22 protein-coding genes (1 of these 22 cut by a window edge) are annotated in these 22,079 nt (G+C 61.0%); 10 read left to right on the top strand and 12 right to left on the bottom strand.

The window, feature by feature from the left end:
- Nucleotides 1-102 precede the first annotated feature (102 nt).
- Both mpl and ACSMDR_RS07785 read left to right on the top strand, forming a co-directional pair.
- Nucleotides 103-1,473: a UDP-N-acetylmuramate:L-alanyl-gamma-D-glutamyl-meso-diaminopimelate ligase gene (gene mpl, locus ACSMDR_RS07790; protein ID WP_436467839.1), complete on the top strand. Its 1,371-nt coding sequence runs from the start codon at nt 103-105 to the stop codon at nt 1,471-1,473.
- Nucleotides 1,470-2,078: a flavin prenyltransferase UbiX gene (locus tag ACSMDR_RS07785; protein ID WP_436467838.1), complete on the top strand. Its 609-nt coding sequence runs from the start codon at nt 1,470-1,472 to the stop codon at nt 2,076-2,078. The genes mpl and ACSMDR_RS07785 overlap by 4 nt, the downstream gene beginning before the upstream one ends.
- Nucleotides 2,079-2,165: 87 nt before the next feature.
- On the opposite strand, the gene ACSMDR_RS07780 is transcribed toward ACSMDR_RS07785, so the two are convergent.
- Entirely contained in the window at nt 2,166-2,777 is a 612-nt protein-coding gene (locus tag ACSMDR_RS07780; RefSeq protein ID WP_040319002.1) for a TetR/AcrR family transcriptional regulator, read from the bottom strand.
- 199 nt (nt 2,778-2,976) lie between these two features.
- Between ACSMDR_RS07780 and hpt the strand changes: the two genes are divergently transcribed.
- The 3 genes from hpt (at nt 2,977) to ACSMDR_RS07765 (ending at nt 5,385) form a co-directional block, all read left to right on the top strand.
- Entirely contained in the window at nt 2,977-3,507 is a 531-nt protein-coding gene (hpt, locus tag ACSMDR_RS07775; RefSeq protein WP_005897830.1) for a hypoxanthine phosphoribosyltransferase, read from the top strand.
- Between the two features lie 89 nt (nt 3,508-3,596).
- Nucleotides 3,597-4,514, top strand: coding sequence for an ABC transporter ATP-binding protein (locus tag ACSMDR_RS07770; protein ID WP_436467837.1), 918 nt, complete (start codon nt 3,597-3,599; stop codon nt 4,512-4,514).
- Nucleotides 4,515-4,611: 97 nt separating this feature from the next.
- Nucleotides 4,612-5,385: an ABC transporter permease gene (locus ACSMDR_RS07765; protein ID WP_005897834.1), complete on the top strand. Its 774-nt coding sequence runs from the start codon at nt 4,612-4,614 to the stop codon at nt 5,383-5,385.
- Between the two features lie 58 nt (nt 5,386-5,443).
- Here ACSMDR_RS07765 and ACSMDR_RS07760 read toward each other — a convergent pair whose 3' ends face one another.
- From ACSMDR_RS07760 to thpR, 9 genes are all read right to left on the bottom strand, one after another.
- Nucleotides 5,444-5,794, bottom strand: a complete 351-nt coding sequence (locus tag ACSMDR_RS07760; protein WP_436467836.1) for a putative quinol monooxygenase — start codon at nt 5,792-5,794, stop codon at nt 5,444-5,446.
- Between the two features lie 13 nt (nt 5,795-5,807).
- Nucleotides 5,808-6,665, bottom strand: coding sequence for a pantoate--beta-alanine ligase (gene panC, locus ACSMDR_RS07755; RefSeq protein WP_436467835.1), 858 nt, complete (start codon nt 6,663-6,665; stop codon nt 5,808-5,810).
- Nucleotides 6,666-6,768: 103 nt separating this feature from the next.
- Entirely contained in the window at nt 6,769-7,563 is a 795-nt protein-coding gene (gene panB / locus ACSMDR_RS07750; RefSeq protein WP_436467834.1) for a 3-methyl-2-oxobutanoate hydroxymethyltransferase, read from the bottom strand.
- An 11-nt stretch (nt 7,564-7,574) separates the two neighbouring features.
- Complete coding sequence (gene folK / locus ACSMDR_RS07745; protein WP_436468224.1) at nt 7,575-8,072, bottom strand: 2-amino-4-hydroxy-6-hydroxymethyldihydropteridine diphosphokinase; 498 nt, start codon at nt 8,070-8,072, stop codon at nt 7,575-7,577.
- A 2-nt stretch (nt 8,073-8,074) separates the two neighbouring features.
- The gene (gene pcnB, locus ACSMDR_RS07740; protein WP_436467833.1) at nt 8,075-9,553 is read right to left on the bottom strand and encodes a polynucleotide adenylyltransferase PcnB; all 1,479 of its coding nucleotides are present in this window, start codon (nt 9,551-9,553) and stop codon (nt 8,075-8,077) included.
- An 82-nt stretch (nt 9,554-9,635) separates the two neighbouring features.
- Entirely contained in the window at nt 9,636-10,532 is an 897-nt protein-coding gene (gene gluQRS, locus ACSMDR_RS07735) for a tRNA glutamyl-Q(34) synthetase GluQRS (RefSeq protein ID WP_436467832.1), read from the bottom strand.
- Between the two features lie 132 nt (nt 10,533-10,664).
- Entirely contained in the window at nt 10,665-11,114 is a 450-nt protein-coding gene (gene dksA, locus ACSMDR_RS07730; RefSeq protein ID WP_005897845.1) for an RNA polymerase-binding protein DksA, read from the bottom strand.
- 102 nt (nt 11,115-11,216) lie between these two features.
- Nucleotides 11,217-11,975, bottom strand: coding sequence for a DNA/RNA nuclease SfsA (sfsA, locus tag ACSMDR_RS07725; RefSeq protein ID WP_436467831.1), 759 nt, complete (start codon nt 11,973-11,975; stop codon nt 11,217-11,219).
- On the bottom strand, nt 11,965-12,498 hold the full coding sequence (thpR, locus tag ACSMDR_RS07720) for an RNA 2',3'-cyclic phosphodiesterase (protein ID WP_436467830.1): 534 nt from the start codon (nt 12,496-12,498) through the stop codon (nt 11,965-11,967). The genes sfsA and thpR overlap by 11 nt, the downstream gene beginning before the upstream one ends.
- Nucleotides 12,499-12,586: 88 nt before the next feature.
- Between thpR and hrpB the strand changes: the two genes are divergently transcribed.
- The 4 genes from hrpB (at nt 12,587) to ACSMDR_RS07700 (ending at nt 18,655) form a co-directional block, all read left to right on the top strand.
- Nucleotides 12,587-15,031, top strand: a complete 2,445-nt coding sequence (gene hrpB / locus ACSMDR_RS07715) for an ATP-dependent helicase HrpB (protein ID WP_436467829.1) — start codon at nt 12,587-12,589, stop codon at nt 15,029-15,031.
- A 132-nt stretch (nt 15,032-15,163) separates the two neighbouring features.
- Nucleotides 15,164-17,479: a penicillin-binding protein 1B gene (gene mrcB, locus ACSMDR_RS07710; RefSeq protein WP_436467828.1), complete on the top strand. Its 2,316-nt coding sequence runs from the start codon at nt 15,164-15,166 to the stop codon at nt 17,477-17,479.
- Between the two features lie 44 nt (nt 17,480-17,523).
- Entirely contained in the window at nt 17,524-17,922 is a 399-nt protein-coding gene (gloA2, locus tag ACSMDR_RS07705; RefSeq protein WP_436467827.1) for an SMU1112c/YaeR family gloxylase I-like metalloprotein, read from the top strand.
- A gap of 79 nt (nt 17,923-18,001) precedes the next feature.
- A complete protein-coding gene (locus tag ACSMDR_RS07700) occupies nt 18,002-18,655 on the top strand; it encodes an START domain-containing protein (protein WP_436467826.1) in 654 nt (217 codons plus the stop codon).
- A 208-nt stretch (nt 18,656-18,863) separates the two neighbouring features.
- Here ACSMDR_RS07700 and ACSMDR_RS07695 read toward each other — a convergent pair whose 3' ends face one another.
- Entirely contained in the window at nt 18,864-19,676 is an 813-nt protein-coding gene (locus ACSMDR_RS07695) for a hypothetical protein (protein ID WP_005897860.1), read from the bottom strand.
- A 258-nt stretch (nt 19,677-19,934) separates the two neighbouring features.
- Entirely contained in the window at nt 19,935-21,224 is a 1,290-nt protein-coding gene (hemL, locus tag ACSMDR_RS07690) for a glutamate-1-semialdehyde 2,1-aminomutase (protein WP_436467825.1), read from the bottom strand.
- A gap of 209 nt (nt 21,225-21,433) precedes the next feature.
- Here hemL and clcA point away from each other — a divergent pair, with 209 nt between their 5' ends.
- A protein-coding gene (gene clcA / locus ACSMDR_RS07685) for a H(+)/Cl(-) exchange transporter ClcA (RefSeq protein ID WP_436467824.1) crosses the window boundary here: on the top strand, nt 21,434-22,079 show its 5' end (the start). It continues 749 nt past the right edge of the window; 646 of the gene's 1,395 nt are visible here — the first part of the coding sequence; the start codon lies at nt 21,434-21,436; the stop codon falls past the right edge of the window.

The raw sequence follows: 22,079 nt of genomic DNA, 5'->3' as shown, positions 1-22,079 counted from the left end.
CCACCTGGGGGGCCGGGCTTGTCGCACTATCTGCGCCTGCCTCTGCCAAATTGGCGCCATCTTGCTAGAATGCTCGCTCTCTCTACAGGAACGGGAAGCGGTATGCACATTCACATCCTCGGTATCTGCGGCACCTTCATGGGTGGCGTGGCTGTACTGGCCAAGCAGCTGGGTTATAGGGTCACGGGTTCCGATGCGAACGTCTATCCCCCCATGAGCACCCAGCTCGAGCAGCAGGGCATAGAGCTGACCGAAGGCTATGATCCATCCCAGCTCGATCCGGCACCGGATCTGGTAGTGATAGGCAACGCCATGAGCCGCGGCAATCCTTGTGTGGAATATGTGCTCAACCGCAACCTGCCCTATATCTCAGGTCCCCAGTGGCTGCTGGAGCATGTGTTGCAAGATCGCTGGGTACTGGCCGTCGCCGGTACCCATGGCAAGACCACCACCGCCAGCATGCTGGCCTGGGTGCTGGAATACGCCAAGCTCGAACCCGGTTTTCTCATCGGCGGCGTACCTGGCAATTTCCCAGTCTCGGCCCGTCTGGGCGCGGCGCCCTTTTTCGTGATCGAGGCCGATGAGTACGACAGCGCCTTCTTCGACAAGCGATCCAAGTTTGTTCACTACCGGCCGCGCACCTTGGTGATGAACAACCTGGAGTTCGACCACGCCGATATCTTCCCGGATCTCGCCGCCATTCAGCGCCAGTTCCATCACTTGATGCGCATGGTGCCCGGCAATGGCCGCGTCCTCTTCCCCCAGGCCGATGCCAACTTGGCGGCGGTGCGCGACATGGGCTGCTGGAGTGAGGTGGAGCTGGTGGGCCAGGACGATGCCAAGTGGCGGGCGGTCAAGCTGGCGGCCGATGGTTCTGTGTTCGAGGTATGGCTCGATGGCGTCAAGCAGGGCGAGGTGCACTGGGAGTGCATCGGCGAGCACAACGTCAACAACGGCCTGATGGCGATCGCCGCCGCCCGCCATGCGGGAGTCGTGGTCGAACACGGGATTGCCGCGCTCTGCCAGTTCAAGTCACCCAAAAGGCGGATGGAGCTGAAGGGTATCGTGGCGGGTATCAGTGTCTATGATGACTTCGCCCATCACCCGACCGCGATCGCCACCACTCTGGGGGGGCTGCGCGCCAAAGTTGGCAAGGCCCGGATCCTGGCGGTGCTGGAGCCGCGTTCCAACACCATGAAGCTCGGGGTTCACAAGGAAGAACTGGCTGCCTGCTTCGAGGGGGCGGATGAAGTGCTCTTCTTCCAGCCAGCCAACATTGGCTGGGATCTGAGCGAGGTGACTGCGCATATGCAGGTGCCTGCCCAGGTGTATGGCCAGCTCGATACGCTGCTCGATGCCCTCCTGGCGACGAGCCGCAGCGGTGACCATGTTCTCATCATGAGCAACGGCGGATTTGGCGGTATTCACGACAAGTTGCTGGCGGGTCTCCAAGCGCGGCAGATTCAAGCATGAAGCGGGTCACCTTGGCCTTGACCGGCGCCTCCGGTGCCCCTTACGCCCTGCGTCTGCTCGAGTGTCTGGTGCGAGCCGACTATCAGGTGTATGTGCTGGCCTCCTCGGCTGCGCGGGTGGTGCTCAAGACGGAGCAGGGCAGCGACTGGCCCGCTTCTCCCCAGGCGCTCTCCCTCAAGCTGTGCAGCGAGTTCGGTGCCAAAGAGGGGCAGATCGTCGCGTGTGGCAAGGATGAGTGGTTCTCTCCAGTGGCGTCGGGTTCGGCGGCCCCCAAGCAGATGGTGGTCTGCCCCTGCTCCATGGGCACCGTCTCGGCCATCGCCCATGGCGCTTCCGACAGCCTGCTGGAGCGGGCGGCGGACGTGGTGATCAAGGAACGTGGCCAGTTGATACTGGTGCCTCGCGAGAGCCCTTTCTCCGCCATCCATCTGGAAAACATGCTGAGCCTGGCCCGGCTCGGGGTGACCATCATGCCAGCGGCTCCCGGCTTCTATCATGAGCCCAAGTGCATCGAGGATCTGGTGGACTTTATGGTGGCGCGCATTTTGGACCATCTGGGGATTGAACATACCCTCACTGCCCGTTGGGGCTACGGCCATCAGTGAGCATCTGATTATCAGGGACTCGATATTCTGACAGTTCACCACAACAAAACGGCGCCCTGGGCGCCGTTTTTTCGTAGTGAGTCGTGCTTAGGGCTGAAGAGGAGCCGTCACGTATTTGAACAGAAACTCAGTCACCTCAACGCGCGCCGGGCGCTGGGGGGAGTTGATCATCTGCATCATGACGTAACCAAAACCGGTCAGGGAGCGGGCCAGATCCTGAGCGCTCAGTACGCTCTGGATTTCTCCCTTGTCCATGGCACCCTGCAGCACAGGGGTGATACGCTCCAGCGCCTTGTCGAGCAGCAGGGCGTAACGGGGCCAGACTTCTTCCCGTACCGAGGAGCTCCACTCCAGCCAGATGTTGGCGTGATCCGGCCTGTCATAGGCTGCATCAACGAACAGTTGCACATGACTGTGAATGCAGTCACGTACCGGGCGATTGCCCGCATAAGCCTGTTCCAGCATCTGGTGCACGAACTGCTCTATCTCGGTGAGCACCTCATCCACGAGTTCTTCACGGGTATTGAAATAGTTGAAAACGGTGGCAACTGACACCTTGGCTTGTTCTGCTATCTCGGCATGACCCGCACGGCCAATGCCGCGACGGGAGAATACCTCAATGGCACATTCCATGAGTTGAGTGCGACGGGCCTCCGGTGAAAGCCGGGTTCTCCGTCTGATTTCTGCGCGTGGTTCCATGATTTTTTCATCTAATAGTTATTGATTATGGTGTTTATAGTATGGTCACCGATAATGCCCGAAGGCCTGCTAACTCTAACAATTAAAATAAGCCGATAAAAGCATCACGTATGCCTGACGCCTCCCGGCTTGGGTGGTAGAATCAAGGGTTTTGAAATCAATGAATGGTCATTTATTGCTGACCACTATGGAGTATGTGATGAAACACAACGTCGAGGTGATGATTTCCGAGGCAGAAGTGGCCGCCCGGATTGCCAAGCTGGGTGAAGAGATCACCGCCCGTTATCAGGGTTCGGATGAGGTGGTCATGATTGGCCTGCTGCGTGGTTCCTGCGTCTTCTTGGCGGATCTCTGCCGTCAGTGCGAACTGCCCATCACCCTGGATTTCATGACCGCATCCAGCTATGGCTCCGGCATGCACAGCACCCGTGACGTGCGTATCCTCAAAGACCTGGATGACGACATCAAGGGCAAGGACATCGTCATCGTCGAAGACATCATTGATACCGGCTACACCCTGAACAAGGTGCGCGAGATCCTCTCGCTGCGTGAACCCAAGTCCCTGGCCATCTGCACCCTGCTGGACAAACCGTCCCGCCGCGAGGTGCACGTGCCGGTAGACTGGATCGGCTTCTCTATTCCTGACGAATTCGTGGTAGGCTGCGGCATCGATTACGCCCAGAAGTATCGTAACTTGCCTTTCATCGGCAAGGTGGTACCGCAGGAGTGATGGTGACACATCATTCATGCCAGCAGGCGGCCTCGGCCGCCTTTTCTGTCTCATAGATTCGAGGTGGCGATGAGCCATCAGAGGTTGTCATGAACGCACTGGAAATCAGCGGACTGAAAAAGACCTATCAGGGGGGGGTAGAAGCCCTCAAAGGCATAGATTTGACCGTCAAGCAGGGGGATTTCTTCGCACTGCTTGGTCCGAACGGGGCCGGAAAATCCACCACCATCGGAGTGATCAGCTCGCTGGTCAACAAGAGCGCCGGCAAGGTCAAGGTGTTTGGCCACGACATAGATACCAATCTGGAGATGGCCAAGGCCCAGCTCGGCCTGGTGCCCCAGGAGTTCAACTTCAGCCAGTTTGAGAAGGTGAGCCAGATAGTTACCCATCAGGCCGGTTTTTACGGCGTGCCCAGGGCAGAGGCCAAGGTGCGTGCCGAAAAATACCTGCGCCAGCTCGACTTGTGGGACAAGCGTGACATGGCCGCTCGCACCCTATCAGGCGGCATGAAGCGCCGGCTGATGATAGCCCGGGCCTTGATGCATGAGCCCAAGCTGTTGATCCTGGATGAGCCGACCGCCGGGGTGGATATCGAGATCCGCCGCTCCATGTGGCAGTTCCTCAAGCTGCTCAACGAGCAGGGCGTCACCATCATTCTCACGACTCATTACCTGGAAGAGGCCGAGATGCTGTGCCGCAATATCGGCATCATCGACAAGGGGCGCCTCATCGAAAATACCAGCATGAAGAGCCTGCTCGGCAAGCTGGGGCGCGAAACCTTCCTGCTGGATCTGGTGCCTGGCAGCCAGATACCGAACTTGCCCGAGTTCAACGGTCGCATGCAGGACGAACACACCCTGGAGGTGGAGCTGGAGAAGAGCCAGTCTCTCAACAGCCTGTTCGATCAGCTCTCCACCCAGGGGGTGCAGGTACTGAGCATGCGCAACAAGGCAAACCGGCTGGAAGAGCTGTTCGTCAATCTGGTAGAAGAGGGCCGCAAAGCATGAGTTTCAATAACGGTCACATCAGCTTGCTAGAAGAGGGTTGTCAGAGCATGAATTCCAAGAACGATTGCATCATCTTGCTGGAAGAGGGTCGTAGAGCATGAACCCCATGACCTATTACATCGCTTTCAAGAGCATCCTGGCCAAGGAAGTGAGCCGTTTCACCCGGATCTGGATCCAGACCCTGGTACCGCCGGCCATCACCATGAGCCTCTATTTTGTCATCTTCGGCAACCTGATTGGCTCGCGCATCGGCGACATGGGCGGCTTCAGCTACATGGAGTTCATCGTGCCCGGCCTCATCATGATGTCGGTCATCACCAACTCCTACTCCAACGTGGCCTCCTCTTTCTACAGCGCCAAGTTCCAGCGCAACGTGGAAGAGTTGCTGGTGGCCCCGGTGCCGAACTACATCATCATCGCCGGTTACGTGGGCGGCGGCGTGGCCCGGGGTCTGTGTGTTGGCTTCATCGTCACCCTGGTGTCGCTCTTCTTCGTGCCACTGCAGGTGCATCACCTGTTCAGCGTCTGTCTCACCGTGCTGCTCACCTCCATACTCTTCTCCCTTGGGGGGCTCATCAACGCCGTGTTCGCGAAGTCGTTTGATGACATCAGCATCATTCCGACCTTCATTCTGACGCCATTGACCTATCTGGGCGGGGTCTTCTACTCCATCAGTCTGTTGCCGCCTTTCTGGCAGGGTGTCTCCCAGGTGAACCCCATCATCTACATGGTGAACGCCTTCCGTTACGGCTTCCTCGGCATCTCCGACGTGCCGCTCGGTACCGCCTACCTTATTATCATCGGCTTCATCGTCGCGCTGTACGGGCTGGCCTGGTGGCTCATCTCCCGCGGTACGGGGCTGCGCCACTGAGGCGTGGATCCCAACCAGCAAAAAGGCGCCCTCGGGCGCCTTTTTCATATCATGGTCGTCATGCCAGCTGAGGCGCGTCATAACCCTCAGGCTCGTCGCTGTAGATGCAGACATTCCACTTGGCCGCCAGGCCGTCCTCGGCGAGGCAGTAACGCTCGAAGAAGTCCTTTATTTCGGCCCGCTGGCAGTGAGCTTCGAAGCTGGCGTTGTCGCGCCAGATCTCGTTGAAGGCGATGGGAAAGCTTTCCCCCTCGGCGAAGGGGCTGGCCAGCCGGCGGGTGACTATGTATTGCAGGCAGCCATCTTCGCGCAGGGTATTGGGTTCGAGCCCCTGCAGCACCGCAAACAGAGCCTGCTCCTGGCCGGGCTTGGGCAGGAACTGGGCGATGCAATAAACCTTCTTGGACATGGGGTTCTCCTGATCAGGGGTGAATGAGGGGGACGACGCAGTTGTCGATAAGACGAGCCTTGCCGAGATAGGCCGCCATCAGGATCACCAGCTGCTGGCTGGTGTCGGTCGCAGGCTCGAGGGTATCGGCATCGACGATGTCGATGGCATCGGTACGAAAACCGGCTGCGTCGAGGCGGGCGCTGGCGGTGACGATGAGGGCGGCCAGTTCCCGGTTGCCCCCTGCAATTTGCGCGGCAATCCAGTGCATGGTGCATGCAAGCTCGGGGGCCAGGGCGCGTTGCTCGGAATTGAGGTAACCGTTACGTGACGAGAGTGCCAGGCCGTCTTCGGCCCTTACCGTCGGCACCCCGATTATTTCGATGGGCATGGCCATGTCGTTCACCATCTTGCGAATGAGCGCCAGCTGTTGGTAATCCTTCTGGCCGAAGCAGGCCAGATCGGGCTGTACCAGATTGAACAGCTTGGTCACCACAGTGCTGACCCCGCGAAAATGCCCCGGGCGCAGCGCCCCTTCCAGCAGGGTAGAGATGCCGGGCACCTCGACGAAGGTCTGGCTGGCGAGCCCCTGGGGATACATGATCTCCGGCGTCGGCGTGAACACCATGTCGACGCCGGCCGCTTCCAGCGCGGCGCAGTCCTGCTCCAGGGTGCGGGGATAGTTGGCGAGATCCTCGGCCTTGTCGAACTGCATTGGGTTGACGAAGATACTGACCACGACTCTCTCGCCATGGCGCTGGGCCCGTTCAACCAGGGTCAGATGGCCCTGGTGCAGGTTGCCCATGGTGGGGACGAATGCAATGACAAGCCCTTCACGGCGCCACTGGCTTATCTGGTCACGCACAATGGCGGGATTGTTAACAACCAACATCGACGGTTTACCCTCAGATGAATCAAAGAGATAGCTGCTAAATCAGCTTGGCATGGATGTGGAAACGGAGGCCAGGGCCTCCGCTGTCATCCCTTGGACTGGCTCAGTTGAAGCAGTGTTCCGGGCCGGGGAAGCTGCCGTCGCTGACCTGCTGGATATAGAGGCGCACGGCGGCGTGCAACTCACCTGTCTCGGCCAGGAAGTTCTTGGTGAACTTGGGCACATAGCCAGAAGTGATGCCAAAGGCATCGTGCATCACCAGGATCTGGCCATCGGTAGCGGGGCCAGCCCCTATGCCGATCACCGGGATGCGCAACGCCTTGGTGATACGCTCGGCCAGGGCGACCGGCACGCACTCGAGCACCAGCAACTGGATGCCCGCTTCCTGCAGGCAGAGTGCCTGTCGATAGATCTCCTGGGCATGAAATTCGTCCCGACCCTGCACCTTGAAACCACCGAACACATGCACAGATTGCGGGGTGAGGCCGAGGTGGCCACAGACTGGCACGCCATTGCGGGTCAGGTGGCGGATGCTGTCACACAACCAGTCGCCCCCTTCCATCTTCACCATGCGCGCACCGGCTGCCATCAGGCGAGCGGCATTGACATAGGTCTGCTCCGGGGTGGCATAGCTCATGAATGGCATGTCGGCCACCACCAGCGCCTGGCTGGCGCCACGCACCACGCAGCGGGTGTGATAGACCATCTCATCCATGGTGACGCCGAGGGTGTCTGTGCCCCCTTGCAGTACCATCCCTAAGGAGTCGCCGATGAGCAGCACATGGGCACCCTCGTCGTCGAACAACTTGGCGAAGCTGGCATCATAGGCGGTGATGGCGGTGATTTTCTGGCCGTCCTGCTTCATCTTCAGCAGGCTGGCGGTGGTGATATTGCTCACTTGGATGGCTCCTACAGGCTCGCAGCCGACGCTATGATGGCGAGATCATTGCGGGGGCAGCGGGCAACCAGATCGTTGAGCGGGGTGCCGCAAGGCAGCACCAGAGCGGGCGCAATCTCGGCCAGGGGCAGCAGCACAAACTCCCGCTCCTTCATGCCGTAGTGGGGGACTGTCAGGCGCTCGCTCTGCAGGCTCTCTGTCCCATAGAGCAGCAGATCCAGATCCAGGCTTCTGGGCCCCCATCTCTCGTCTTTGCGCACACGTCCTTGTTCCAACTCGATTTTTTGCAACTGATCCAGCAAGGCCAAGGGCGCAAGCCGGGTCGTCAGTCTGACCACGGCATTGACGTAGTCAGGCTGATCCGCAGGGCCCATGGGGCGACTGCTGTAAAAAGAGGAAGCTTGTTGCAGCATCGACTCAGGCAAGGCCGCCAGCGCCACGACGGCGCGACGAGCCTGGCCCAGGGGATCGCTCAGGTTGGATCCGATGGCAACGAAGACCTCCTGGATCATCATTCGGCCGCTTTGGGCTTGCGACGACGGGGACGACGACGGTTGCGGCTGTTGCTGCTGCGCTTCTCGCCGTCGGCCTGAGGCTTGTCGGCTTGAGGTCTGTCGCCGCCACGGGTGGCTTCCCGCTGCAATTGCGGGCGCACATCCGGGTTGGACTCCACGTAGCGCTCCCACCAGCCGGCAAGCTCGCCCAGGCCACGTTCAACCCGGTTGCGCAGCAACAGGAAGTCGAAGGCGGCGCGGAACTTGGGATGCTCCATGGCACGCTCGGGGTGGCGGCCCTGACGGCGGGTCAGGCGCTGTTGCAGGGCCCAGATGTCGCGCACGTCCGTGGTGAAGCGACGGGGCACGGCAATGATGCGCACTTGGGCGTCGAGCACCTCGTTGATGGCCAGCATGAAGGCGTCATGCCAGGGCAAGCCGCTCTCGTTTTCCAGCACACGGGCGCGGGCCTCGACACTGCCCCACAGCAGGGCGGCGTACAGGAAGGCGGGAGTGACCCGTTTATCTTCGCGCACCCGGGTGTCGGTGTCGGTCAGGGCATGCTCGATAAACTGCTCGAACGGCGAGTTGCCGTGCGGGGTGAACAGGGTGGCGACCTGGGGGAACAGCTGCTGGAACAGGCCATATTCACGGAGCAACTTGTAGGTAGCGAGGCCATCGCCAGCCAGGAACAGCTTGAGGGTCTCCTCAAACAGCCGGGCGGCGGGGATGTCTTGCAGCAGCGATGCCAGCTCTTTGATCGGTGCGGCACTGCGCGGGCTGATCTGCATATCCAGCTTGGCGGCGAAACGCACGGCGCGCAGCATGCGCACCGGATCTTCCCGGTAGCGGGTCTCGGGGTCGCCGATCAGCTCCAGCTTGCGCTCGGCGAGATCATCGATACCGCCCTCGAAGTCGTGCAGGGTGAAATCCTTGGCACTGTAATAGAGGGCGTTGACGGTGAAGTCGCGACGTTCGGCATCTTCTTCAATGGTGCCGTAGACATTGTCGCGCAGCAGCATGCCTTCATCGCTCTGGGCGGAGACATGGCGGCTGTTGTTGACCTGATGGTGATGGCCACGGAAGGTGGCGACCTCGATCACGTCGCGACCGAAGACGATGTGGGCCAGACGGAAACGGCGACCGATCAGGCGGCAGTTGCTGAACAGTGCCTTGATCTGTTCCGGGGTCGCGTTGGTGGCGATGTCGAAATCCTTTGGCGTCTTCCCGAGCAGAATATCCCGGACACCCCCGCCGACCAGATAGGCGTCATAGCCGCCCTTGTTCAGGCGATAGAGAACCTTGAGGGCATTCTCACTGATCTCTTTGCGCGAGATGGGGTGCTGGTCACGGCTCAGCGTGCGTCTTGGTCCGGCACTCCGCTGGGTGGCAGTGTGGACAGGCTCTTGAGTCGTCACCGACTCGTCGCCTTCTTCCTTGCCGAGCACCTTGCGGCAAAAGTTTGCGATCTGGGAAAAAATGGTACACCTCTTCATGACTTCAAATTGACGGGAGGCCAAAAAATAGCGGCCTATCATAGCTCAGCCTTGACCAAATGAAAAACCATGTGGTCGGGGGCTAGCAGCCCGGTGCCGGTTGCGGCTGTTTGGGCACCCTGTCCAGCCGCCAGTGAGCGATGGCCCACTGGATTATCTCAGTGATGGAACAGGCTGCCAGCTCGGTCGGTGGTTGCTGGCCGAGAAAGTGCAACGCCTGCAACAGGGTGGGGCGCACCTCGGTCAGGCTCAGGGCCGGAGCATGGTTCTGTTTGGAGAGCTTGCTACCATCGGCCAACACCGCCAGGGGCAGATGCACCCAGGCGGGAGGTTCATTGCCCAGCGCCCTGTGGAGCGCCACCTGGCGTACCGTCGGCTCGAGCAAGTCGGCACCACGTACTATCTCGGTAATACCCGCATCCATGTCATCGACCACTACCGCCAGGTTGTAGGCATAGAGGCCATCGCGGCGGTGGATTATGAAATCCTCCTCAGCCAGGGCCGGGGGCACTGTGATGGCACCGAGCAAGCCATCCTCAAAACCATATACCGGATGGCGCTGGCGGATCCGGGCGGCGCAGCCAGCAGGTGTCAGCCCCAATGTGCGGCAGTGACCATCGTAGAGTCCGCCCCTCGCGGCTATCTCGCGTCGGGTACAGCTGCACCAGTAGAGATCTCCCGTTCGGTAGAGCGCGGCCATGACCTCATCATAACGAGCGTGACGCAGGCTCTGGTACACCACCTCGCCATCCCAATGCAGGCCATAGGTCTCCAGGGTTTGCAGGATCAGGCCCGTTGCCCCGGCCATCTCCCGTGGCGGATCGATGTCTTCGATGCGCAGCAACCAGCGGCCACCCAGGGAACGAGCCTGCAGCAAGCTGCCCAGCGCCGCAATCAGGGAGCCAAAGTGCAGCGGACCGGACGGGGAGGGGGCAAAACGTCCCACATAAGGGGAAGGCGTAGGGCTGTTCAGGGGCATGACGGCAGAGACGAGATGGACATGGAAGCGCCATTCTCGCCCTGGGCCCGCCAAAGCTCAATAAAAAAGGGAGCTAAGTGCTCCCTTTTCTACCAATTCGGGGGAATGGCCCCAAGTGGTTCAAACGGCGGATTAACCGGCCATCTGTTTCTCTTTGATCTCGGCCAGCGTCTTGCAGTCCACACAAAGATCGGCGGTGGGACGTGCTTCGAGGCGGCGGATGCCGATCTCGATGCCGCAATGTTCGCAATAACCGAAGTCGTCATCGTCCAGCAGCAGCAAGGTCTTCTCGATCTTCTTGATCAACTTGCGCTCACGATCACGGGTACGCAGTTCGAGGGCAAATTCCTCTTCCTGCGCGGCGCGGTCCACGGGGTCCGGGAAGTTGGCTGCCTCGTCCTTCATATGATCAACTGTGCGGTCTACTTCCTGCATCAATTGATTGCGCCAGGCTCCCAGGATTTTGCGGAAATGAGCCTTTTGTTGGTCATTCATGTACTCCTCACCCGGTTTTTCCTGGTAAGGCGCAACTCCCGCAACGGCCAGGGGGCCCAGAGATTTCCTGATTTCGCCTGTTGGCATGCCCTGTCTCCTAATTCAGCACGTAATAGTGCCATCCATAAATTGAGGGCGACATCTATAGCAGAAGGGTAACGGCTAGGCAAACAAGCAGTGCCAAATATGTTATCCAATCCCACTTTTATCAGCCGCAGTCGGGTCGCATGAGTTGGATTCAAACGGGATAAACCCTTCTGGCTCTATGCGCTGCACCCCAAGATGGGGGCGATAGCATAATATTTCAACCCCTGCCAACCGCGCCTGTTCAATAAGCTGACTATAGTGCGGATCTATGTGGGCTGCTGCTGCAACTCTGGCAATACCGGAGTGCAACACCATAAACAAGAGTACGGCCCTGTGCCCCGCCGTTTTCATGGCTATTAATTCACGCAAGTGCTTGGCGCCGCGGGCCGTCACCGCATCGGGGAAATATCCCATGCCGGCGCCAGTCCGTTCATCGAGCAGGGTGACCGACTTTACCTCTACGTAACAATCTGCCCTGGCGGCATCTTGCAGCAGGAAATCGATCCGGCTGTTCTCTTCACCGTATTTGACCTCCGGTCTGAGGGTGTCATAGCCCGAGAGGGTGGGAATAGCCCCCCCTTCGATCAGCTTCCTGGCTATCTGGTTAGCCCGCGCCGTGTTGACGCAGATGAAGTGACCTGCCGGGCTTTGGGCGATTTCCCAACTTTGGGGCAACTTGCGCTTGGGGTTGCTTGATGTGGAGTACCAGACTCGGGTACCGGGATCGGCGCAACCGGTCATGGCGCCGGTATTGGCACAGTGAATGGTGAGCTCCTGGCCATCATCGAGCTGGATGTCGGTGAGAAAGCGCTTGTAGCGGCGCAGCAGCAGTCCCGATTGCAGGGGGGGGTTAAATTCCATCGGTGGTTTTCACTCTCGGCGTCAGGGGCCAGCAGGCCAGGGGCTGGTAGCTGACCCCGTGCTCTGTGCTGACCGATTGATAGAGGCAGAACCGGGTGGCCTGCAAGAGGAGGTCGGGGGCCGGGACGGCGGCAGGTGCCGCACTTGCCTTGCGTGACACTGTGATATGCGGGGTATATCCCTGCTCACCATTGCCCAGACCGATGCGTTCGCCATGGCGACGCAGCGCCAGTGCCAGCACGGTCAGCTCGTTGGGCCACTCCCGGGGGCCGACCCAGGCGGCCTTGGCGCGCCCAAACCAGCCGGTACGATCCAGAGGGATGCTCAGGGGCGGACAGTGTTGACGTTCGGCCATGGCCAGCAATTTAGCGCACTGTTGTGCGTCGGCCTCGCCGAGGAAGGCCAGGGTCAAGTGCAGATTGGCCTGTGGGACGGCCTGGCCTGGCCAGGGCTGCTCGTCACGCCAGGTCGCAAGTTGTGGCGCCAGTTCATCCAGAGGCAGGGCAAAGAAGAGTCGGGACATGCATTTGGGTTTCACGATGATGCCAAGGCCCCATTCTATGGCAGAATAGGCGGCGTTTTTAAGCCAGTTACAGAAGGTTTTCGCCGCTTTGTCTCAACTCCCCATCGTTTCAGTGCTGCCCGCGCTCTTTGCCGCCCTTGGCGAGCACAACAGCGTCATATTGCAAGCTCCCCCCGGTGCAGGCAAGTCGACCCTGCTGCCCCTGGAGCTGGTACGCCAGGATCTGCTGCCCGGCCGCATCATCATGCTCGAACCCCGGCGCCTGGCGGCACGTAACATTGCCAGCTTCCTTGCCGCCCAACTCGGCGAGAACGTGGGGGCGCGCATCGGTCTGCGGGTGCGGGGAGAAAGTAGGGTCAGCAAGCAGACCCGGCTGGAAATAGTGACCGAAGGGGTACTGACTCGCATGTTGCAGCAGGATCCCGAGTTGACTGGCATCTCGCTGGTCATCTTCGACGAGTTCCATGAACGCAGTCTGCATGCAGATACCGCGCTGGCTTTTGCCATCGAGAGCCAGCAGGGGCTCCGGGAAGATCTCAAGTTGTTGCTGATGTCGGCAACCCTGGATGGCATGGCGCTGGAGCGGCTGCTGCCGGACGCCCCCGTCATTCGCTCAGAGGGGCGGGGTTTTCCCATCGACTATCACTACAGACCCATCAACCGCCAGCAGTGGCTTGAACCCCAGGCCGGTGCCGTGGTACTCGAAGCCCTGGCCGCGCATCCGGGCAGCGCCCTGGTGTTCCTGCCGGGGCAAGGGGAGATAGAGCGGCTGGCGATCTGGCTCGCCGAACGGCTGCCCGAGGGGGTGCGCCTTGCCCCCCTTTATGGTCGGCTCGACATGGGAGCGCAGCAGGCGGCGATAGCCCCGGCCACGGCCGGGCAGCGCAAGCTGGTGCTCACCACCAATGTGGCCGAGACCTCGCTGACCATAGAGGGGATTCACATTGTCATCGACTGTGGCCTGGAGCGGCGTGCCAGTGTCGATCTCAAGAGCGGGGTTACCCGGCTCGAGACCCGTCAGATAGCCAGGGCATCGGCGACCCAGCGGGCAGGCCGGGCCGGTCGCCTCGGCCCCGGCGTCTGCTACCGACTGTGGAGCAGCGAAGGGCAGGAGCGCCTCGCCGAGCAGAGCCCGCCGGACATCCTGACCCAGGAGCTGACGGGGTTGCTGCTGGATGCGGCCCAGTGGGGGGCCAGGGTCGAGTCGCTTCCGCTGCTGGATATGCCGCCGGCCCCGGCATTGGCCGCCGCCCAGCGGTTGCTGGAGACCCTGGGGGCCCTCAAGCCGGGCGAGCAGCAACTCACCCCGGCAGGGCGTGCCATGGCCGCTTTGGGCTGCCATCCTCGTCTGGCTCGGATGCTGCTCGCTGCCAAGGCACTGGCGGCGGATGGTCTGTCAGGGATTGTCGCCGATGCCGTTTATCTGGTGGCGCTGCTGGAGGAAGATCTGCGAGGATCCGAACGCCTGTCCGTGCTGTTTGCCCGGCGCCAGGGGGCGCTGAGATCCCAGGCCGAACGCTGGTTCAAGCGACTCGAACAACGACCCTCCAGCCCGCAAGGGCAATGGCTGGGTCTGCTCTGTGCCCTGGCCTGGCCTGATCGTATCGGCAAGCTGAGATCCGGTAGCCGCTATCAATTAAGCGGTGGCCTGAGCTGCGATCTGGTCGAGGGGCACAGCTGCCAGGGGCAAGCGGCGCTGGTTGCCGTCGAGCTGGGTCAGAACGAGCGGGGCAGCCGCATCTTCATTGCCGAGCCGGTCAATCTGGATGAACTGGCGCGTCAACTGCCCGAGCTGGTCTCGACCCGGGACTGGTTTGACTGGGACGAGCGTGAGGAGCGGGTGCGGGCCGAGCGGCAGCAGGTGATCGGCGAGCTGGTGCTCGGCCAGCGGCCGCTGACCGAGTTGTCCGATGAGCAGAAAGGACGCTGCTTGCTGCAAGGCATCCGGCGCAAGGGGCTGCATGTATTGCCCTGGAATGAGGCGAGCGAAGGGTTGCTGGCCCGGCTGCGTTGTGCCGCCGACTGGCTGCCGGAGGCGGGTTGGCCGCCGATGGATGATGTCAGCCTGCTGGCTGGGCTGGAGCTGTGGCTGCTGCCTGCGCTGGGCGGCATGACTCGGCTTGAGCAACTCAAGAAATTGGATTTGAACGATATTTTACGTCAGGCTTTGCCCTGGCCCCTGCCCAAACGGCTGGATGAGGCGCTACCTAGCCACTTCACCGCCCCGACCGGCAGCAGGGTACGCATTCGCTATGAGCCAGGTCAGGCGCCCGTCATCCCGGTGCGGATCCAGGAGATGTTTGGTCAGGCCAGCACGCCCCGGGTCGCCGAGGGGCGGGTGGCCCTGGTGGTGGAGCTGCTCTCCCCGGCGCGTCGCCCGCTGCAGATCACCGCCGATCTGGCGGCATTCTGGGTGGGTTCCTATGGCGAGGTAAAGAAAGAGATGAAGGGCCGTTACCCCCGTCACTACTGGCCGGACAACCCGCTGGAGGCAATGCCGACCAGCGTGACCAAGAAGCGAATGCAGCAGTAGCTAGCCTGATGAGATCAGGGCATGGCAGACAAGACAGGCATAACCATCTCAACGCGGCCCGCCAAGCGGGCCTGTGACAGGCAGGCGGATGCCCCCGGATGCAGGGGCTGGTGACAAGAAGAATGAGGATTCATGGCAACCCAAAAACGCAAGCGTAGCCCGAAGAAGGCCGCGCCCAAAAGCACCCTGTGGCGCACTCTGTTCTGGCTGGGGGTCAAACTCTCGCTGGTGGCTGCCGCCTTCCTGGTGGTGTTTGGCATCTACCTGGACACCAAGGTGCGCGATCGCTTCGATGGCGAGAAGTGGCAACTGCCGGTCATGGTGTATAGCCGTCCGTTGGAACTCTATCCGGGGCAGCGACTGTCCCGTGACCAGATGATGCGCGAGCTCAAGATGCTGAGCTATAAACCGGTGCGTCAACCTCACTCTCCTGGCGAATATAGGGTGGATGGCAGCAGCATAGAGCTGGTACGTCGTCCGTTCGATTTTTATGACGGTGCCGACAAGGCCCGTGCCATGCGCCTCACCTTCAACGGGCCGCGTCTGGACAAGATCCAGTCCATGGAGAATCAGCGTCAGCTGGGTTATGCCCAGATGGACCCGGTGTTGCTGGACAGACTCAATCCGGAGGGGCGAGAAGATCGCCTGCTGGTACGCATTGCCGAGGTACCGGATAGCCTGCTGGTGACCCTGCTGACCACGGAGGACCGCGACTTCTATCAGCATGGCGGTGTCAGCCCGGTCGCCATCATGCGCGCCATGGCGGCGAACGTGCTGGCCGGGCGCACAGTGCAGGGGGGGAGTACCCTTACCCAGCAGCTCGCCAAGAACTTCTTCCTGACCCGGGAGCGCAGTCTGTGGCGCAAGCTGCAGGAAGCCTACATGGCGGTGCTCATTGACTATCGCTACAGCAAGGACGAGATCCTGGAGGCCTATCTCAACGAGGTCTATCTCGGTCAGAACTTCTCGCAAGGTGTCTATGGCTTCGGGCTCGCCTCCTATTTCTACTTCGGCGTGCCGGTCAACGAGCTGGAGATAGATCAGGTTGCCCTGCTGGTCGGCCTAGTCAAAGGGCCCTCCTATTATGATCCCTGGCGTTACCCGGAGCGGGCCAAGGCGCGCCGCGACCTGGTGCTCAAACTGCTCAGCGAGCACGGCAGCCTGACCCAGGCGGAATACGAGCTTGCCAGCAAGCAGCCGCTGGGCATCATCCCCCGCGGCAAGATGAGCTATGGCCGCACCCCGGCCTTCATGAATCTGCTCAAGCGCGAAGTGCAGACCCGCTTCGGTGCCGACTTACTGAGCCAGTCAGGTCTCAAGATCTTCACCAGCCTGGATCCTATTGCCCAACATGCCGCCGAGCAGTCGGTGGAGTCGGGGTTGACCCAGATAGAGAAGCAGCGTGGCAAGAAGCGGCTGGAGGCGGCCATGGTGGTTTCCGACTGGCACAAGGGTGAAGTGGTCGCCCTGGTGGGTGGACGGGATCCCCGTTATGCCGGATTCAACCGGGCGATTGATGCCCGTCGCCAGATAGGCTCCCTCGTCAAGCCTGCCGTCTATCTTACCGGTCTCTCCAATGGCTTGACCCTGGGCACGCCGCTCAAGGATCAGCCGATCCGCATTCGTGGCCAGGATGGTCAGTTGTGGACACCGCAGAACTATGACCGCAAGTTCCGCCAGAGCGTGCCCTTGATGGAGGCGCTTGCCCACTCCCTCAACGTACCGACCGTCAATCTGGGGTTGCAGGTGGGCTTGGACAAGGTGGTCGACACCTTGCACAAGCTCGGCGTCGAGCAGGAGATCCAGCCCTATCCCTCTTTGGTGCTGGGGGCAGTGGCGCTCTCCCCTCTGGAGGTGAACCAGATGTACCTGCCCATCGCCAACCAGGGCATGACCCAGCCGTTATCGGCCATTCGGGCCGTGGTGGGGGGCGATGGCAAGCTGATTTATCAGCATGGCCAGAGTGCCAAGCGGGTTGCGGATCAGGATGCCAGCTGGCTGACGCTGTTCGCCATGACCAAGACGGTCAGCGAGGGCACGGCACGCTCCCTGAGCGCGCGTTTCCCGGGCATCGTCATGGCGGGCAAGACGGGAACCACCAACGAATTGCGTGACTCCTGGTTTGCCGGCATGGATAACAGCGAACTGGTCAGCATCTGGGTTGGTCGCGATGACAACACCTCGGCGGGCTTGACCGGTTCGAGCGGCGCGCTTCAGCTGTTCAGCGGCTACCTGAACCAGCGGGGAGTCAACAGCCTGACCCTCAACATGCCGCAAGGCGTCACTTGGGCTAGCTTCGCTCGCACCAGCGGCACCCGGGTATCAGCCAACTGCCCTGGTAGCATGCAGGTACCAGCCAAGGTGGCAGACCTGCCGCCTCCTGCCAGCTGCGGCGGCGGCAACCCGACCAATGCTCTGGACCAGTGGTTCGGCGGTTTCTTCAACTAACCTGTGATGGGCTGCAATGGCAGCCCATCTTTTTGGGAGCTTTCATGACATCAGCCCTGCTTGGCGGTATCCATCATCTGGCCATCATTGCCAGCGACTATCCGGTTTCCCGGCGTTTCTATCATGAGATCCTGGGCTTGCCGATCCTGGCCGAGACCCTGCGTGAGGCGCGCCAATCATGGAAGCTGGACCTCGGATTGCCGGACGGCAGCCAGATTGAGCTGTTCAGTTTCCCGGCGCCGCCAGCCAGAGCAGACCGCCCGGAGGCGTGCGGTCTGCGCCATCTGGCGTTCAAGGTCGCGGCACTGGAACCCGTGCTGGCCCATCTTGCCGCCTATGATATCGAGGTGGAGCCTATCCGGGTGGATGAGCTGACCGGTTGCCGCTTCACCTTCTTTGCCGATCCCGATGGCTTGCCCCTCGAGCTGGTCGAACAGCGCTGACAATCCATCGAGCCTTGAGCCGCACAGTCGACTCACTCCCTCAACGCAGCAAAACAATGCCACAGGTCAGGAGGACCCCATGATGAGATGGACGCAAAGAGGCGTAGCCAGTGTCCTGTTGCTGCTATTGGGCGGGCCTGTCTGCGCCGAGCCCGGCTGGACGCTGCAGCGGGAGCAGGGGGGCGTCACGCTCTGGAGCAGACCCAACCCACCGGGGCCCTTTCAGGCACTCAAGCTGGAAATGCAGGTCCAGGCCAGGCCGGCGGCACTGTTGGCGGTGCTGCGAGACACCAATCGTCACAAATTGTGGTTGCCGGGTAGCCGGGAGGTACGACTGCTGTCTCACCCGGGGCCGGACGAGGATCTGGTCTACACCCGATTGGCGGCGCCCTGGCCGGCCAAGGACAGGGAGCTCATCACCCATTCCCGACTGAGCTGGTTGTCCGGGTGCGGGTTTACCCTGCGGGTGTGGGCCGAACCTGATGCCTTGCCTCCCACCAAGGGATTGGTGCGGATCCGCGCCAGTCATGGGGTATGGCAGGCCGATCCCCTGGGAAAAGGGGGGAGCCTGATCCGGCTTGAGACTTATACCCATCCTGGTGGACGCCTGCCCGGCTGGTTGGTGAACCAGGTCGCGTCGACATCGGCCTTCGACAGCTTCACTGCGATTAAAGCCATGATGGAGGCAGGCAGATCCCCTGTCCCCAATGACATTGAGCATTGTTTGGACTAATGAGGTATCACCTTCTGGCCAGTCCTAAATTGAAAAGCGAGTCGGCATAGGTCGACTCGCTTTGGGTTTAGGCTCATCGACGACATTGGTCGTCGCGAAATGACCAGGGTTAAGTCGATGAGACGAGGGACGGGCCCCCGACAACAAGTAATAGCAGAGCCGTTCGGCTTCTTCCTTCCCATTGTTGCACCGATTGCCAAGGCGCCACTCAGCTGCCGCGCTGCGCCTCATTTCGCCGGAGAAAACGTCGGCTCCCGGCGGGCGCTACTGAGGACGAGGGCCGCTGGCTGGCCTGGACCAGGGCGGCTTCGGCACGAGCACCGAGAAAGACATACAAGCCAAGGCCAACCAGTAGCCCAACGGCGCAGACCATCACCCCCACGGCAGGCCAGAGCAGCTCGGTCTGGCCGAGGGATCCCTTGAACAGCAGCAAGAGTCCCTCGATGGAGACGGCGATCAAGATGGCGGCAATGAAACGGGTGATGGTGCGGCGAATGGCGCTGTGGCGAAAGATGTCCTTATGGAGCAGCACCTCCTCCTCCAATATGGTTTTACCCAGATCGAATACCGCCAGAGCCAGGGTCAGGAAGATGATGGCGCTGAAGGCCCCAAGCCGGTTGCTGCTCTCGCCGCAGGCGAGCAGGTAGAGTTCATGCAATCCATGCCAGATCAGACTGGCAACAATGAGAAACAGCGCCAGGCTGAGCAATACATAGACCCCTTTGAACCAGGGCGTGAGTTTGCGGCGTTGTTTATCCCCCATCAACCAGGCGATCAGCTCCTGCAGGCTGAGGGTGATGAGGATACCTTCGCCCCGTACTTGCAGGTGCAGCTCCCCCTGGCTCGTGGGGTAGGGGGGCAAGATAGCGGTGGGGCCGTTTTGCGATCGAGTGTTCAGCACGAAGGGGTAGCGTGCCAGATCCTTGCCCGAGTGCTGGACTAAGCCCAGCAACAGCAGACGCAGCTCGGGCTCGTACTCCTGATAGCGACGGATGAGATCGATAGGGCTCATGTTAGCCATGGGGACCTCCAGAGTAATGCCATGTGGATGACGTATGTTGCAAGCTAGGGTTGCAAGTTACGGGCCCAGCCTGACGAACAGAAATGACCCTCTGGTGGCAGTTTGATGATGAAATCGTGAGGCAAGTTGGGGCTTTGGCACCAGCTTGGTGCAAAGGAGGCCTGCGCGAGGGCCGGCTGGCGTGCGGCTCGGGTTTCAGGCTGCATGACGATACCCAGAAAAAGGGGCCCGTGGGCCCCTTGCATCATGTGGCCGGATTTATGCTTGGGCCAGCTTGGCGAAGCTGCGGTCCGCCGCCGCCAGGGTGTGGGCTATCTCCCGCTCGCCATGGGCCAGGGAGAGGAAGCCGGCTTCATAGGCGCTGGGTGCCAGGTAGATACCCTCTTCCAGCATGAGGTGATAGAAGCGCTTGAAGCGTTCCATGTCGCAGCGGGTCACCTGTTCAAAACGACTGATCTCGGTCTCCTCGGTGAAGAAGAAGCCGAACATACCGCCCACATAGGTGATAGCGAGGGGAATGCCATGTCTGGCGGCTGCGGCCTTGAGGCCCTCGGCCACGGCGGCCGTCTTCTCGGCCAGCTGCTGATGCAGGCCAGGGGCTTGCAGCAGATCCAGCATGGCGAGACCGGCGGCCATGGCGACCGGGTTGCCGGACAGAGTGCCGGCCTGGTAGACAGGACCGGTCGGTGCTATGTGCTGCATCACCTTCTTCTTGCCACCGAAGGCGCCCACCGGCATGCCCGCGCCGATGATCTTGCCAAGGGTGGTCAAGTCCGGGTCTATGCCGTAGTGGGCCTGGGCCCCGCCGAGGGCGACCCGAAAGCCTGTCATCACCTCATCCAGGATCAGCAGGGCGCCAAATTCGTCGCAGATGGCGCGCAGCCCTTGCAAGAAGCCGGGCAGGGGCGGGATGCAGTTCATGTTGCCCGCCACTGGCTCCACTATGATGCAGGCGATTTCGCTGCCGTACTGGTTGAAGGCTTCGCGAACCGAGTCCAGATCATTGAACACGCAGGTGAGGGTGTGCTTGGCAAAATCGGCAGGGACGCCGGGGCTGTTGGGTTGGCCAAGGGTGAGGGCGCCGGAGCCAGCTTTGACCAGCAGGGAGTCGGCATGCCCGTGGTAGCACCCTTCAAACTTCACAATCTTGTCGCGGCCGGTGTAGCCACGAGCCAGACGGATGGCGCTCATGGTCGCCTCAGTGCCGGAGTTGACCATGCGTACCTGTTCCATGGAGGGCACGAGTTCGCGTACCTTCTGGGCCATCAGCACTTCAATCTCGGTGGGCGCCCCGTAGCTGAGTCCTTTCTCGACGGCGGCTATGACCGCGGCCTTGATGGTCGGGTGGTTGTGGCCGAGCAGCATGGGGCCCCAGGAGCCTATGTAGTCGACATAGGATTGGCCATCCACATCATAGAGATAGGCACCGTCGGCGCGTTCGATGAAGCGGGGTGTGCCGCCAACGCCGTTGAAGGCGCGCACCGGTGAATTGACGCCGCCAGGAATGGTCTGGCAGGCCTGTTCAAACAGCTGATCTGATTTTGACATGGATCATCCTTAATGGGATTTTGACCGTCACTGGGGGGAGAGAGGCGGATCCAGACTCGGCAGTCGGCCCTTGGCAGGGTATGCTCATGACTCTCGTACCCGGCGCACTTGGCGGCCCAGTGACATTTAAACGGGCCGACTATAGCAGAAAGCCCCATTGGTGGGCAGCAGGCCCGGGTTTCATCTAACGGCTGGCGATGGTTTCTCTCATGGCGCAAGACACTCACTCTATGGCGAATTCGACAAGGGCATCCTCCCATAGCTGGATGGTGCGGCGACTCATTCAACAAGACAAGATGCCCCTCTGGGTGCTCTTGCTGGCGGCAGTCGTCGGCATATTGGCAGGATTGGTGTGCGGCCTGTTCGAAACCGGTGTGAGTTGGGTGGTGGCGCAACGCGGCAGCTTGCTGGCAGATCGTCCCTGGTGGCAACTGCTGTTCATGGGATTTGGCATCAGTGCCCTGCTTGGCATGGCGGGTTACTTTCTGACTCATGCCTTAGCCCCCGAAGCTGGCGGATCCGGCATTCCCGAGATAGAAGGGGCCATGGACGATCTGCGCCCCGTGCGCTGGTGGCGAGTGCTGCCGGTCAAGTTCTTCGGGGGTATCTGCACCTTGAGTTCCGGCATGGTGCTTGGCCGCGAAGGGCCCTCGGTCCAGATCGGAGGCAACCTCGGCAAGATGGTGGCCGATATTTTCCGTCTCCCCAAGGAGCATGGTCACGCCCTGTTGGCGGCGGGCGCTGCTGGTGGGTTGGCGGCCGCCTTCAATGCCCCGCTTGCGGGCATACTCTTTGTCATGGAAGAGATGCGTCCCCAGTTTCGCTACTCCTTTCTCGCCATCAAGGCGGTCAGCA

The organism is Aeromonas molluscorum, from assembly GCF_051376105.1.
Lineage (GTDB): Bacteria > Pseudomonadota > Gammaproteobacteria > Enterobacterales > Aeromonadaceae > Aeromonas > Aeromonas molluscorum.
This window is presented reverse-complemented; position numbering and strand designations above follow the sequence as displayed.

What these genes read in the sequence shown, in the direction of transcription:
- hpt (WP_005897830.1), top strand. Translation starts at nt 2,977, where the DNA reads ATGAAACACAACGTCGAGGTGATGATTTCCGAGGCAGAAGTGGCCGCC.
- thpR (WP_436467830.1), bottom strand. Translation starts at nt 12,498, where the DNA reads ATGTCCCGACTCTTCTTTGCCCTGCCTCTGGATGAACTGGCGCCACAA.
- panC (WP_436467835.1), bottom strand. Translation starts at nt 6,665, where the DNA reads ATGTTGGTTGTTAACAATCCCGCCATTGTGCGTGACCAGATAAGCCAG.
- mrcB (WP_436467828.1), top strand. Translation starts at nt 15,164, where the DNA reads ATGGCAACCCAAAAACGCAAGCGTAGCCCGAAGAAGGCCGCGCCCAAA.
- ACSMDR_RS07785 (WP_436467838.1), top strand. Translation starts at nt 1,470, where the DNA reads ATGAAGCGGGTCACCTTGGCCTTGACCGGCGCCTCCGGTGCCCCTTAC.
- ACSMDR_RS07770 (WP_436467837.1), top strand. Translation starts at nt 3,597, where the DNA reads ATGAACGCACTGGAAATCAGCGGACTGAAAAAGACCTATCAGGGGGGG.
- gluQRS (WP_436467832.1), bottom strand. Translation starts at nt 10,532, where the DNA reads ATGCCCCTGAACAGCCCTACGCCTTCCCCTTATGTGGGACGTTTTGCC.
- gloA2 (WP_436467827.1), top strand. Translation starts at nt 17,524, where the DNA reads ATGACATCAGCCCTGCTTGGCGGTATCCATCATCTGGCCATCATTGCC.
- mpl (WP_436467839.1), top strand. Translation starts at nt 103, where the DNA reads ATGCACATTCACATCCTCGGTATCTGCGGCACCTTCATGGGTGGCGTG.
- ACSMDR_RS07695 (WP_005897860.1), bottom strand. Translation starts at nt 19,676, where the DNA reads ATGGCTAACATGAGCCCTATCGATCTCATCCGTCGCTATCAGGAGTAC.
- ACSMDR_RS07780 (WP_040319002.1), bottom strand. Translation starts at nt 2,777, where the DNA reads ATGGAACCACGCGCAGAAATCAGACGGAGAACCCGGCTTTCACCGGAG.
- hemL (WP_436467825.1), bottom strand. Translation starts at nt 21,224, where the DNA reads ATGTCAAAATCAGATCAGCTGTTTGAACAGGCCTGCCAGACCATTCCT.
- ACSMDR_RS07700 (WP_436467826.1), top strand. Translation starts at nt 18,002, where the DNA reads ATGATGAGATGGACGCAAAGAGGCGTAGCCAGTGTCCTGTTGCTGCTA.
- ACSMDR_RS07765 (WP_005897834.1), top strand. Translation starts at nt 4,612, where the DNA reads ATGAACCCCATGACCTATTACATCGCTTTCAAGAGCATCCTGGCCAAG.
- sfsA (WP_436467831.1), bottom strand. Translation starts at nt 11,975, where the DNA reads ATGGAATTTAACCCCCCCCTGCAATCGGGACTGCTGCTGCGCCGCTAC.
- dksA (WP_005897845.1), bottom strand. Translation starts at nt 11,114, where the DNA reads ATGCCAACAGGCGAAATCAGGAAATCTCTGGGCCCCCTGGCCGTTGCG.
- ACSMDR_RS07760 (WP_436467836.1), bottom strand. Translation starts at nt 5,794, where the DNA reads ATGTCCAAGAAGGTTTATTGCATCGCCCAGTTCCTGCCCAAGCCCGGC.
- pcnB (WP_436467833.1), bottom strand. Translation starts at nt 9,553, where the DNA reads ATGAAGAGGTGTACCATTTTTTCCCAGATCGCAAACTTTTGCCGCAAG.